Origin of the sequence: Imperialibacter sp. EC-SDR9 (assembly GCF_902498805.1) — a bacterium.
Taxonomy (GTDB): domain Bacteria; phylum Bacteroidota; class Bacteroidia; order Cytophagales; family Cyclobacteriaceae; genus Imperialibacter.
This window is the reverse complement of record NZ_LR701579.1, coordinates 1-13,163: the sequence shown is the minus strand read 5'-3', so window position 1 is coordinate 13,163 and position 13,163 is coordinate 1. Positions and strand designations below refer to the sequence as shown.

General features: G+C 47.9%; 12 protein-coding genes. 7 read left to right on the top strand and 5 right to left on the bottom strand.

The genetic code is table 11. The features are described from left to right. The first annotated feature begins 63 nt into the window (after positions 1-63). From GC130_RS08270 to GC130_RS08255, 4 genes are all read left to right on the top strand, one after another. The gene (locus tag GC130_RS08270) at positions 64-1,575 is read left to right on the top strand and encodes a S10 family peptidase (protein ID WP_151997824.1); all 1,512 of its coding nucleotides are present in this window, start codon (positions 64-66) and stop codon (positions 1,573-1,575) included. Then, positions 1,565-2,419, top strand: a complete 855-nt coding sequence (locus GC130_RS08265) for a maleylpyruvate isomerase N-terminal domain-containing protein (RefSeq protein WP_151997823.1) — start codon at positions 1,565-1,567, stop codon at positions 2,417-2,419. Before GC130_RS08270 ends, GC130_RS08265 begins: the two co-directional genes overlap by 11 nt. A 5-nt stretch (positions 2,420-2,424) precedes the next feature. Continuing rightward, positions 2,425-3,600, top strand: coding sequence for a nitrate/nitrite transporter (locus GC130_RS08260; protein ID WP_226940410.1), 1,176 nt, complete (start codon positions 2,425-2,427; stop codon positions 3,598-3,600). A gap of 101 nt (positions 3,601-3,701) precedes the next feature. Then, the gene (locus GC130_RS08255) at positions 3,702-4,436 is read left to right on the top strand and encodes a class I SAM-dependent methyltransferase (RefSeq protein ID WP_151997821.1); all 735 of its coding nucleotides are present in this window, start codon (positions 3,702-3,704) and stop codon (positions 4,434-4,436) included. Here GC130_RS08255 and GC130_RS08250 read toward each other — a convergent pair. The 5 genes from GC130_RS08250 to GC130_RS08230 form a co-directional block, all read right to left on the bottom strand. Further along, positions 4,433-5,149 carry a DUF2490 domain-containing protein gene (locus tag GC130_RS08250; protein WP_151997820.1) on the bottom strand — a complete coding sequence of 239 codons (717 nt, stop codon included), beginning with the start codon at positions 5,147-5,149 and terminating at the stop codon, positions 4,433-4,435. The genes GC130_RS08255 and GC130_RS08250 overlap by 4 nt on opposite strands. A gap of 101 nt (positions 5,150-5,250) precedes the next feature. Further along, on the bottom strand, positions 5,251-6,627 hold the full coding sequence (locus GC130_RS08245) for a M20/M25/M40 family metallo-hydrolase (protein ID WP_151997819.1): 1,377 nt from the start codon (positions 6,625-6,627) through the stop codon (positions 5,251-5,253). 146 nt (positions 6,628-6,773) lie between these two features. After that, on the bottom strand, positions 6,774-8,105 hold the full coding sequence (locus GC130_RS08240; RefSeq protein ID WP_151997818.1) for a hypothetical protein: 1,332 nt from the start codon (positions 8,103-8,105) through the stop codon (positions 6,774-6,776). After that, positions 8,098-8,649 (bottom strand): RNA polymerase sigma factor, encoded by a 552-nt coding sequence (locus GC130_RS08235; protein ID WP_151997817.1) that lies wholly within the window; start codon positions 8,647-8,649, stop codon positions 8,098-8,100. Before GC130_RS08235 ends, GC130_RS08240 begins: the two co-directional genes overlap by 8 nt. Positions 8,650-8,718: 69 nt before the next feature. Next, entirely contained in the window at positions 8,719-9,987 is a 1,269-nt protein-coding gene (locus tag GC130_RS08230) for an Ig-like domain-containing protein (protein WP_151997816.1), read from the bottom strand. 186 nt (positions 9,988-10,173) lie between these two features. On the opposite strand from GC130_RS08230, the gene GC130_RS08225 reads away from it, so the two are divergent. The 3 genes from GC130_RS08225 (at position 10,174) to GC130_RS08215 (ending at position 13,042) form a co-directional block, all read left to right on the top strand. Continuing rightward, on the top strand, positions 10,174-11,520 hold the full coding sequence (locus GC130_RS08225; protein WP_226940420.1) for a sugar porter family MFS transporter: 1,347 nt from the start codon (positions 10,174-10,176) through the stop codon (positions 11,518-11,520). Between the two features lie 34 nt (positions 11,521-11,554). Continuing rightward, positions 11,555-12,697 carry a helix-turn-helix domain-containing protein gene (locus GC130_RS08220; protein ID WP_151997814.1) on the top strand — a complete coding sequence of 381 codons (1,143 nt, stop codon included), beginning with the start codon at positions 11,555-11,557 and terminating at the stop codon, positions 12,695-12,697. Between the two features lie 63 nt (positions 12,698-12,760). Next, positions 12,761-13,042: a DUF2306 domain-containing protein gene (locus GC130_RS08215; RefSeq protein ID WP_151997813.1), complete on the top strand. Its 282-nt coding sequence runs from the start codon at positions 12,761-12,763 to the stop codon at positions 13,040-13,042. Positions 13,043-13,163 lie beyond the last annotated feature (121 nt).

The window sequence follows — 13,163 nt, the reverse complement described above, 5'->3', positions numbered from 1 at the left end:
GCAAAAGTTCAAAGGTCTTTTTACATTCGGCTTGGTCAACCAATTAATACAGCCTCATAGCTTATGAAAAAACTACTCTACCTGACTATCGTTATCATCTGCTTTGGCAACGCCACTGCCCAGGAAAAGGAAAGTGAAAAACCAACGGGGCCGATCCCCGAAGGTGAAGTGGCCACCACCAAACAAACGGTAAAAATTAATGGCACCTCCATCGAGCTTACTGCCAAAGCTGGTACTGTTCAGCTCCGAGACGAGAACAATGAGCCTATTGCGCTATTTGGCTTTACGAGCTACGTGAAGGAAGGTGCTCCGTCTACCAGACCCATCGTTTTCTCCTACAACGGTGGGCCTGGCTCTTCCTCTTTCTGGTTGCACATGGGCGTAATGGGCCCGAAACGCATTGTTGTGAACGATCCAAACTTCAATAATGCCGCACCTTATCAGCTAGTGAATAACGATTACTCCATTCTGGATATAGCCGACCTGGTAATGATTGATCCGGTGGGCACTGGGCTAAGCGTGCCGGTAGGCAAGGCCAAGTTCGAAGACTTCTGGGGTGTGGATCAGGATATTCGCAGCATCAGTCTTTTCATCACGCAGTACCTGATCGACAACAGTCGCATGAACTCGCCAAAGTTCCTTTTGGGAGAGAGTTATGGCACCTTCAGAAACGCCGGAGTGATGAACAGCCTGCTGGATCAGGGCATTGCGATGAATGGTGTGATCATGGTGTCCGCAGTGTTCGACCTGAGAACACTGCTGTTTCCTCCGAACGACGACCTTCCTTATATCGTACACTTCCCAACGTACGCCGCAACGGCCTGGTACCACAACAAAGTCGCCAACAAACCAGCCACCGTGGAAGCTTACATGGCCACAGTGCGAAAATTTACTGAAGAAGAATACACGCCAGCTCTTTTTAAAGGAGACCAGCTTTCAGCATCAGAGAAATCGGCCATGGCGGCAAAGCTAAGCGCACTTTCAGGTGTTTCCGCAGACTATTGGTTTAAAGCCGATCTCCGGGTTCAGGCCGATGAGTTTTTTCAGGAACTGCTTAGAGACGAAGGAAATACTGTCGGGCGCCTCGACTCCAGGTACAAAGGCATCAGCCAGGATGGCATCGGCCAGTTTGCTGACTACGACCCGCAAAGTGCTGCCATCTCACCCGCCTATATCCAGGGCTTTCTCCACTACTTCCACAACGACCTGAAGGTGAATAAAAAACTGACCTACACGGTAACAGCGGGAAGAAGAGATGGCTTCAAATGGGACTGGAAGCACAAAGGCAACTTTGCCTGGGGAGCAACTGCCGCCATTAATACGGGCATCGACATGGCCGAAGCCATGAGCAAAGCGCCCAATATGAAAGTGTTGATCCTCAACGGCTACTACGATATTGCCACTGTCTTTTATGGTGTGGAACACAGCATCAACCACCTTGGGCTGACAAAAGAAGTGAAGGACAATATTATCATGAAGTATTACGAGGCAGGCCATATGATGTATACCCACCAACCTTCGTTGGAGAAGTTCAAGAAAGATGTCGGATCTTTCATTATTGAAAATGCCAACTAGGAGTCGATCACCGAAAGCTCCACCCATTAAGGTAGCGCATTTGTTTCGCCCACTCGACGAGGCCTTGATGAAGCTGCTGGCCTCATTGAATGACGATGACTGGCAAAAATCGACGCCTGCGAAGCACTGGAACGTGAAGGATGTCGCTGCCCATTTGCTGGACGGTAATCTTAGAACTTTGTCTATCCAACGTGATGGATACTTTGGCGAAGCACCTCCTCCGATAAAAGCTTATGAAGACCTTGTCGGCTGGCTCAATCAACTCAATGCCGACTGGGTGAAGGCCAGCAAAAGACTGAGCCCGAATGTTCTTCGAATACTTCACCAGGCAACCGGCCCGCTGACGTCGGCCTACTATGAGTCGCTTGACCCGTGGGACGAAGCCATTTTCGCTGTCGATTGGGCGGGTGAAACGAAAAGCTACAACTGGATGCACCTGGCCAGGGAGTACACAGAAAAATGGCATCACCAGCAGCAGATAAGGGAAGCTGTGGGGCAGCCAGGTATAATGACCAGAGCGTTTTTCTTTCCGCTGATGGCTACCTATTTCATGGCCTTGCCACATACATTCAGAAACATAACAGCGCCTGAAGGTACGCTGGTTACTGCTGCAGTAAGCGGCCAGGTTGGTGGCGAGTGGCATTTGGAAAGGAAAAATTCAAGCTGGGCACTGGTTGACAAGCCCGGGCGGGTGCCAGATGCAGCTGTGGAAATAGCCCCCGAACTAGCCTGGAAGCTGTTTTCGAAAAACATCAGGCCCGATGACGTCAAAGACTGGCTTAAAGTAGAGGGTGATAAACTTCTGGCAGCTCAGGTACTCCAAATGGTGTCAGTAATGGCATGAAGCAAATGAGCCAAACTCCCCCCAAAGTCGGCGCTATTCTTCCCATCATTGTGTTAGCTCAATTTGCCTGTACGTCGTTGTGGTTTGCGGGCAACGCTGTTTCCAGGGATCTCGTGGCTACCTACCAGCTAGGCGACGGCACGCTAGGACACTTAACAAGCGCAGTGCAGTTGGGCTTTATCACCGGCACACTGGTGTTTGCGCTCCTCGGTATCTCGGATCGTTTCTCCCCTTCCAGGGTCTTTATGGTCTGTGCACTGCTGGGAGCAACAGCCAACCTGTTAGTGCTTTTGCCCAATCAGTGGCTTACTTCTTTGTTGATCATTAGGTTCGGAACCGGCTTTTTCCTGGCTGGCATTTATCCCGTGGGGATGAAAATCGCTTCAGATTATCATGAAAAAGGGCTTGGGAAAGCGCTTGGCTTTCTTGTTGGCGCCCTGGTGCTTGGCACTGCCTTTCCTCATTTGATCAAGAGCATTGGACAAGGACTTAGCTGGCAGGCAGTTTTTATCTGTACTTCTGCCATTTCAGCTTTAGGAGGCATTTTCTTGTTTCTCGCAGTACCTGACGGGCCATTCAGAAAGCCCAGCAGTAAAATCGATCTCGGTGTTTCTCTTATGGTGTTCAAAAAAAATGACTTCCGACAGGCTGCTTTCGGCTATTTTGGCCATATGTGGGAGCTCTATGCCTTCTGGGCCTTTGTTCCTGTTGTGCTTATGCTCTATCAGGAAGGGCATCCATTGATCCAATTGAATACTTCCTTGTTCTCGTTTATCATCATTGGAGCAGGTGCCTTTTCTTGTATTGCAGGTGGCTATCTTTCAGCAGCAAGAGGAAGTGGGTTTGTTGCCAGAGTGGCACTGACTATTTCCGGGTTGTGCTGCGCTTTGTCTCCATTTGGTTACCAACTACCCTTTGGCCTTTTTATAGTATTTCTGCTTGTTTGGGGCACTTCGGTTATTGCCGATTCGCCACAGTTCTCAACGCTGGTTGCTCAGTCGGCACCGAAGGAAAATACAGGCACGGCCCTCACAATTGTCAACTGCATAGGCTTTTCCATAACAATTTTCAGTATTGAAGTGGTGCAGTGGCTTATGCACTACGGTTCACCCAATTTAGCCCTCCTGGCCCTTGCCCCAGGCCCTGTTTTAGGCGTATTGGCTACTATCAGGAAGAGTTAGCCATATTCAATAAAATAGGTCACCGCCTTTTCTAATTGGTATTATCCGCCTAAATTATAAATCGTAACCGTGGGCCAACCTACAGGCCATTGAGCATTATTATGAAAGATCGATTTTCTGACAAAGCCAGCGGCTATGCCGCCTTCAGACCCAAGTACCCTGAGACTCTTTTCAATCATCTCTACACACATACAAAGGCGTTCGACGCTGCCTGGGATGCCGGCACTGGCAATGGACAAGTGGCGGCCGTATTGGCAGGTAAATTCAACAAAGTGTATGCGACGGATATCAGCATAAAACAACTGATGAAGGTGCCAAACATGCCCAACCTAAGCAGTTTTGTGGCAGACGAAGCAGCTCCACAAATTTCAGACACCTCCATCGATTTGATCACTGTAGCGCAGGCCATTCACTGGTTTCAGGTAGACAAATTCTGTGATGAGGTAACCAGAGTAGCCAAACCTGGGGCTTTGTTGGCCACCTGGGGCTACGGCCTGATACAGCTCCCCCCCGCTTATCAGCCAGCGGTCGATCATTTCTACAGCAAGGTAGTTGGCCCCTATTGGGATGCTGAAAGAGAACACATCGACAATAGCTATGCCGATATCTCTATTCCTTTCAGAGAACTGAGGCTCTCCGAAAATATGCAGATGACTTACGAATGGGATATAAATATCCTTGAGGGATACCTTAACACCTGGTCGTCGGTGGGTAATTACATCAAAGAAAGGGGCGAGAACCCCGTCACCCCATTTATCAAAGAACTGAAAGCTAAAGGTCTTCCCGGCAGCTTTCCGGTCTCTTTTCCACTTTTTACTCGCCTTTTCAGGTTCTAAAGCGGATTTATCGTGTATACAAACTTTACCTGAATGATGTGGTCGGTGAAATAAAACTGCTCGGCCTTCAACGTTCTGCCCCATTGCAGCATGTAGTAGGCATCTACCCTTATCGCCGGAGAAAGGCTATTACTTACTCCGAGATAGAGCCGCTCTGTATTGAAGAACTGATCGCTCAAATGACCGGAGTTGGTGGTCAAAAAAGGTTCGTACTGAAGTGCCAGCTGAGCACTTTTTCCATTCTCGTCTTTTTCTTTCAAAAGATAATTTAACCCCAACCTGTAACGAAGCCGCAGGTTCTGGTAGTTGTCGGCACCTTCCTGATAAAACACCCTTTCTTCCGCTCTGAAATAGTGCTGCAAGTCCACTTTCCAAAACAAATGATGTGTGTACTGCAAACCAGCCCAATATCTAATCTCGTTCCTTGGTGGTGTCTCGTGGTCTTTTGTACGGAACCACCCAACGCCTCCCAGCACTGTTACCTTCTCCGATATAGAATGGCTGATGCCTGGCCTTAAAACAGTTTGCTTCCAGCCTATGTCGTTGAGCCTGGTTCGATAGTACACATCGCTAGAAAATCGGGTTTTGGTAGAAAGGCTATAATTGACCGTGGGGTCTATCCAAAGTTGAAAGTTGGTGTTACTCTGCAACGACTGCGCACTAACATACTGCAGATTCACCAGCAAGAGAGCGCCGAAAAGGAAAAATCGCATCAAACGACAAATTTAATGCAATTAGGCAAATAGACGTGACTATTTTAACAGCCTTCTCAAAAATACATTTCGTCTATAGAAACCTCTGGAGTTCGTAACTATCATCTACCGATCAATGATGACGGAAATACAACCAGGCTTTCGTTTCCATCCTTGCCAACGGCCGCCACTCCGAACAAGTAGTTGTCAATAACAAATCCCTCCAGGGTAAATTCATTCACTTTACCAACAAACCGGCTGCTCTCCCATTGCGGCACAGTAGTGTCTCGCCAATAAATTCTGTAGCCAGCCAGGTTCGGATCGTCAACTGTAGACCAGGCAAGCTTGGTAGCTGGCTGAACAGCTCCTCCAATTTTTACTTCTGCGGGTGCTTTGGGTGCCCAGGCCAGGCTGGCAAGGTTAATCGCATTGACAGCAGTCAGCTTGGCAGCGTAGTCGAAGTTCACTCCTTCCACCACATCGCCGTAAGGAATGCCATTCTCAACCCTGATGTCCTGATGCTGGCGTGGGTAGTATTCGTGGGCTTCCATGATCCTTATACCGGCATAGCCCACATCATTAAAAGGCCGGTGATGCCCACCTCGCCCAAACCTGTCCAGGCGATAAACCATCATTGGGTTCATCTCAGGCATGTAAGTGGAAACGGTCTTGTGTACATATCGAGCAAGCTGGCGACTGATACCATCCACCTCTCCGCCATAAAAACGACGACTTCCTCTTTCTTCATCGGTTTCTGTCACAGGCGTAGGCTCAGAGAAGATCCTGAATGTGCGGTTATCAATCACTCCATCTACCCCTTCGATGTTGCCTATCATGTCGTTATTCATCACGCCAATGATGTCCCAACCTTGCTCTTTGGCCATTTCGGCCATGTAGGTGCCCCCCACAAGACCCTGCTCCTCACCTGAAAGGCCTACATAGATGATACTATTCGGAAACTTATACTTGCTGAGCACCCTGGCCGCCTCAATGGCGCCGGCCATGCCAGAAGCATTGTCGTTCGCACCCGGGGCATCTATTTTTCCATCCATCACGTCTGAGGCTCTTGAGTCAATATCGGCCGACATAATGATGTAGCTATTTGGATTCACTGTTCCTTTTTGAATCGCAATTACATTAGTAACGACAGTTGGCTCTTTGATGCGGGCAAACTTATCTGCCGGCACCTTGTTGTGCTGATAAGTGACTGTAAGGCACCCAGCGCAGTCCTTCGATATTTTATCGAACTCAGCTTTGATCCACCTGCGGGCAGCTCCAATGCCCCTCGTCGCTGAAACTGTATCCGAAAGAGTGCTTCTGGTACCAAAGCCAGCCAAAGTCCTGACGTCTTTTTCTATTCTTGCGGAAGAAACGGCCTTTGCGATGTCATACATGCGCAGGTCTTGTGCTGGTGGCACCTGAGCGGGCTGGGCTTCGACAGGCTGCTTGCTTAGTACAACAACAAAAGCAAAAAGGAGGTAGCAAAGTCTAAATTTCATGTTGTTCCGATTGATCAGGTGAGGAAGGTAAGGAAAACTTTGTTTGTTTCCCGACAAAAATCTACGGACAGGTCATAGCGATTACTAGTGGCCGAGCTAGCTGAATTCTCTGTTTCCATTTTTCAGAAAAAAGAGTGTCTTCACCTCTACAGATATACCCGAATGCCCAGGCTTGCACCCAACCCATAGGGCCGTACATTCACAGGTGTCGCCAACCGTTCGCCCATGTAAAGCGAATAATTGAAGGTGGGTTGAAGAAAGAAGGTCGCCCTGGGCTTCCACGGGTACTCGGCCCGGTAAAACAGATTGGCAAAAGAATAGTATCCGGCAGATCTCTCTTGACTCACAAGCTGATCGAAGGTGATATTCCTCTTCAGCCCCTTGTGCATTTCTGCGCTTACACCCACCCATTGCCTTATTTTGCCATCATTTAGCCTAAACTGTACGCCAACCAATAGGCCCAGGTTCAGTATATCAACTGACATGTTAAGGGTGTCACTCATGTAAACCGGAGTCAGGTTATAGTTGTCCGCCTTTTTTGAAACAATGACAGAATCGACTTTTCCAACAATCAGGTTAGCCTCCTGATTCCGACTATACATCATCACACCGGTTTGTATGTGTATCTTTCGGTTAATCGCATACTCCACGCCCACCTCACCTCTCACTCCAAGCCTTTCCAGCGAAAATCCGGGTACCTGCTGCACGTTAGTAATCAAGATTTCATCCGTGGTGTTTACCTCAAAAATATTGTAACTAAAGAAGGGCATCGCTTCCGCATAAACAGCCCATCTTCTTTCTCGCTCCGGCTTTACCACAACGGGCTGACCTTCATTTGTTGGGCTGACATGCAGAATAAACCGAAAACCCGGGGTTGGCGGAAACAGCGAACTGGACGCCCACTGTTTTGGAGCTGGCGCCGAAGAAAAGTTAACCCGTTCTCTACCTATACTGTTTTCACCTCCAGCAACATTCGATTCTTCATTCTCAATTGCTACGGCTACATGTCGAGCAACTTCTTTGGTCTCCTCTCCACCCGACGTTTCCTTTTCATCACTCCTATCGGTAATCGGGGCACCAGAGCGGCTGGAACCATCGATACTACCTTCGACCTCCTTACCCACATTGTCCAACGCCTCGTCCTGGCCCGTTTCTCCTTCAACTTTCATCTCCTTCGACGCCTCTTCTGCCCCCTTTCCAGCAACTTGCTTCGCCTTCTCCCCTGCGATTTGACTTTCTTGCAGGCCAACTTCCTCCGGACCAGTAACAGCTGACACCGGCGTTTCCTGCATCCACCAGTAGCCTGCTCCAACAGTGAGCAACAGCGCCAACGAAGCGGCAGCAGCGTACTGATAGAACATCCGGCGCCTGGCATTAGCCACGCCCCTCACTATTTTGTCAAAGGAGCTGTTGTCCGGATCCAGTTCAAACCCCGATAGTCTGTCTCCTATTAGCTTATCTAACTCATCGTTATGCATAATTGGTCAGGCTTTTAATTCCTCTTTTTTCTAACAGAATCCGAAGCATCGCCTTTGCCCTGCTCAGCTGCGATTTGGACGTATTCTCCGAGATCCCAAGTTTGTCGGCAATTTCAGGATGCGTATATCCCTCTACCACATAGAGATTGAACACCATTTTATATCCTGGCGGTAGGGTATTCACCAGCCCCACCAGCGCCTCATTGTCCGTTTGCTGTACCAGCAATTTGTAGTCGGCGCCTTCTGTCTCTTCTATCTCATCGAGGTTCGCATCGTACTTGTGCCTTTTAGTCTTGTGAAAGTGGTTGATGGCTGTCGTCACCGTTACCTGTTTCACCCAGGCCGGCAACGCTACCACATCTTTTACCCCTTTTAGCTTTAGAAAGATCTTCACGAAAGCATCCTGGAAAATATCACTTGCTTCCTCCTGATCGACTGCATAACGGACGCACACTCCCATTACCTGCCTTTTAAAGTGGTTATAGAAGGCCTCCTGTGCCTTCCTGTCATTTTTGATACACTTTTTTACTATTTCTTCCGTCACCAGACTTTTTACAGTGAAAGGCCAGAAGTGTACACTCCCAGCCTTTGTGCTATCAATTGTTTTACTCCTCTAGTTTTCTCTCTGTATTAATACAGTTGCCTCACTGCAAGTGTCGGATCCACTGCACAGCCTATAGCTCAAACTATCCAGCTGCTCAAGGGAAGAGAAGTCACTATACACCAGATGGTTGTTCTGATCGATCACGGCGGAACCATGCTGAGGCTCCATTAGTATGACAGGCAGGAGATCTTCACTACACAGCTGGTCGTTAAAAAGAATCTCAAATATGGCTTGGTCGGCGTCAACATGGAGCGTGTCGGAAATGTAAAAATGATCGTCCCTTGCTGTGATGAAACACGCACTTTTTGTCACATACACTTCGGCTGAGTAGCATTGATTATTCGTATCACAAACCGTATAGGTGAATTTATCCTCGCCAATAAAATCGTTATCAAAAAGCTCGTAGGTAACAATTCCGCTGTCCAATTGAAGGACAGCAGCGGCGCCAAACTCTGGTTGCTGCGTAATGTTGAACGACTTAATCTTGGTCGGATCGCATATGGTGTCGTTCTCAAACACACTAATTACCAATGTGCCGGTGGTCGCCTGCGTAAACACAATGTGGTCATCACCCAGAGTGATATCACTATTACACGGGCCCGCTACATCGCCTAATTCCAGATAAACCAAGCCCCATGCGCAAACCGGGCTGCTTCCCGAAGAACAAACTTTGTAAATAACAGTGTCGACTTTCGAAGTAATAGATGGCTGCTTAGTAAACGTAAAACCTCTTTCGCTGACACTGATAGTACCATATTTAGGTAGCTGAAGAATGGATATCGGAGAGCTTGGCAATGAAAGCGCAGAACATATGTAGTCGTTGCTTAGCACGTCAATTTCAACAGGGCTTTCCGTTCTGATCATACGATAGTCGTCGGCAGCAATAATGGTGCAGGGCAGGCCGAGTGAATCCTGAGCATTGCTTACTGACTTCACCTCAAAATTGATGGTATCGAGGCGTTGCGTTGATCTGCCGCTAAAGGTAGTTTTGAATACTGCTTTGTCTGCACCGGTAGATGAGAAATTGGGAACATACCTGAATAGCTGCCCTCCTAAAGACTCGAGTTTACCGGACGACGGTCCCAGGGTAATTTGTGACGTAGCATCGGACGTAGGGTTTACAATGTCAGTCAGTGAAAAAACGATAGCACCGCCAGACAATGTAACCAGGTCGGTAGAAGCGGAGGCATCAGGCTCAGGCAATGAGTCGGTTTCAAGCACGTCGCACCCATGGATAAAAGCCAGCCCAAGTAAAAAAATCGAAGCGTGTATTTTCATTCCTTTCATAATTGATATTTGCTGTTGACTATCCGGAGGACAAGCCAGCTTTGAAAAGGGTTGCGTAGCCCCATAACAAAATCAGGTATTTTAGCCCCATTAAAAAAACAGCTGTGGTAACTAAGCCCAATAACATTCAGTCAAATCAATCTATTTTCCTATTTTACGGGGCTTGAACAAAAACACCTGCTTAACACCCTTTGCATGAAGACCAATCGCTACCTGCTTGTAAGTTCCGTTGTGGCCGCCCTTGGGGGGCTTTTGTTTGGATTTGACACCGTTGTGATCTCTGGTGCCGAACAACAGCTGCAAGCACTTTGGAAAACATCTGACCTCTTTCATGGCTCGGTGGTGATATCGGCAGCCCTATGGGGCACCGTGCTGGGAGCCTTATTTGGCGGGTATCCCACCGACTTGTTTGGCCGAAAAAAGACGCTTTTCTGGATTGGTGTCCTCTACCTGGCATCAGCATTGGGCTCAGCGCTTGCCTGGGATCCCTGGTCGTTTGGAATATTCAGGTTCATTGGCGGCCTTGGCATCGGCATTTCAACCGTTGCGGCACCAGCCTACATCTCTGAAATTGCCCCCGCCGACAAGCGAGGCAAGCTGGTGGCATTGTATCAATTCAATATCGTTTTTGGTATCCTGCTCGCATTTGTATCGAACTACCTGCTGAAAGATATCGGTGAAAACTCCTGGCGTTGGATGGTGGGCATGGAAGCGCTTCCTGCATTCATTTACCTGGCATCCACCTTTTCGTTGCCGGAAAGCCCCCGCTGGTTATACGTTCACAAAGGCGACAAAGAAGGGGCTATCGCCATTTTAAAGAAAATCGGAACTGATGAAAAGGAGCTGGTGCTGGCCACCAAGGAAGACGAAACCCGGCACGCCGGAGAGTCTATCTTTCAGAACAAATACAGGTTTCCGCTAATACTCGCCTTTCTGATTGCTTTTTTTAATCAGCTGTCAGGCATCAACGCCTTTCTCTACTACTCCCCCCGGATCTTTGAAGCCGCAGGTTTAGGTACCAGCACTGCTCTGCTCAGCAGCATCGGCATTGGCATTACTAACATGATTTTTACGCTTCTTGGTCTTTACCTGATCGACAAAGTGGGCCGCAAAGTGCTGATGTATATTTGCTCCTTCGGGTATATCATTTCGCTGAGCCTTGTTGGGATAGCCTTTTTTCAGCAGTGGCAAGGAATGGCCGTTCCTGTATTTCTGTTCCTTTTTATAGCCGCTCATGCAATTGGCCAAGGCACAGTTATCTGGGTATTCATATCTGAAGTATTCCCCACACACCTCAGGGCGTTCGGTCAGTCGTTTGGCAGTTCCACGCACTGGGTGCTGGCGGCACTGGTATCGCAATTCATGCCAGCCATGATGAGCGGGCTAGGCAACCCGGGACTCGTCTTTTTCTTTTTCGCTTTCATGATGGTGCTGCAGCTAGTGTTCGTGATTTTTATGATGCCAGAGACAAAAGGACGATCACTGGAGGAGATTCAGCAGGATTTTGGTATCACGAAATCTTGATTGACATTTCGATCGACAATCGGCAATTTACTGTATGGATTTTCTTTTCATTGTGGGCATTGCTCAGGCGTTCTTCTTTGCCCTGCTTTTGGGTAGAAAAAAGGACAAGTCCATCGCAGACAACATTCTCCTGATTTGGCTAATTTTTATTGGGCTTCACCTCCTGGGCTTCTATTGGGATTACTCTGGCTTTACCAGCCAACATCCTCATCTCCTTGGCTTCAGCTGGTTTATGCCCATAGCAGAAGGGCCATTTTTGTGGATTTACGCTGCTGCCCTGCTTTCTGGTGCCAAGCGATTCAATCCCTGGTGGTTGATCCATTTTGTGCCATTTGTATTTCTGAATGTCTCTATCTATGACTTTTACCTAAGTCCTCCTGAGGAGAAAGCTCAATTTGCCTCTACCTTGTGGCAAAACCCACCATGGCAGGCAGTGCTGGGTAATTTTCTCACGCTGTATTCAGGCCCCGTCTACGTCATTTTTCTCCTTGTTCGACTGAAACGGTTCAGAAGTGGCCTCAGGGACTTTTTCTCCTCCACTGAGAGGATTAACCTACTATGGCTGCAGCGGCTTTCCTGGGGCCTTGCTGGCATCTGGGCCGTGGTGCTGGGGACCTACGCCTACTGCCAAATTGCAGACGCTCGTTTACCTGACAATAACAACTACTACATTTTTATTGCCGTAAGCTTATTTGTGCTTTTTCTAGGCTACCATGGTTTGAAGTATGAAAACATTCTTGTGAAATATATTTCACAAGACATGGCTAGCGAAGAGGCTGTCACTGTAGAGCGGTATAAAAAGTCAGGGCTCAAATCCGACGATGAGAAGGCGTTGCTTGACGAAATAAAAATGCTGCTGGCGAAACAAAAGCTGTACCTGGGACAAAACCTCACGTTGGACGATCTGGCAAAAGCGCTTGACAAACCACGGCATTATATTTCACAAGCGATAGGTAGTGAGGAAGGCCTGACTTTCTACTCACTTGTCAATCAGCTACGGGTGGAAGCGGCAAAAGAAAAGCTTGTTTCCGAAGACTTCGCACATTTTAGTTTGCTGGGTATTGGCCTTGACAGCGGTTTCAATTCCAAGGCATCCTTCAATCGGGTTTTTAAAGAATATGCAGGCATCAGCCCAAGTGAACATCGGGAACGCCATCAAAAGATTCATCAACATTAGGTCTCATCCTACCGGATGAGGCGATAACGTTTTTGAAAAGCACTTATTTGGCTGAAAAAACTCATGAATAAAAGGATTAAAATTATCTTATGGGGCTTGCTTGTGTTTCTTTCCATTAGCGTTGCAGGCTATGCTTTTTCGTATTTGAGCTTCACTCCTGACAGAGGTTTCCCTGCTCAAAAACCCGAGGTGCTGAGAACAAGCTTTTTCTGGCTCCTGGCGTTTTACATGCACATCAGCTTTGGGGGAATCGCCCTCCTTACCGGCGTTTTTCAGTTTTCTGAAAAGTTGAGGAAAAGAGTGGTATTGCATCGCACTTTGGGTAAAATCTACCTGATAACCTGAGTTCGATTAATAAAACGTTGAAATATTGGGGAGGAAAAATAGATAAAACCAGTGCGCTTGTTTATATTTAAGTATCTGACATTCAAAGATATACAAGCAAAGCACATGGTTCTATCTGACA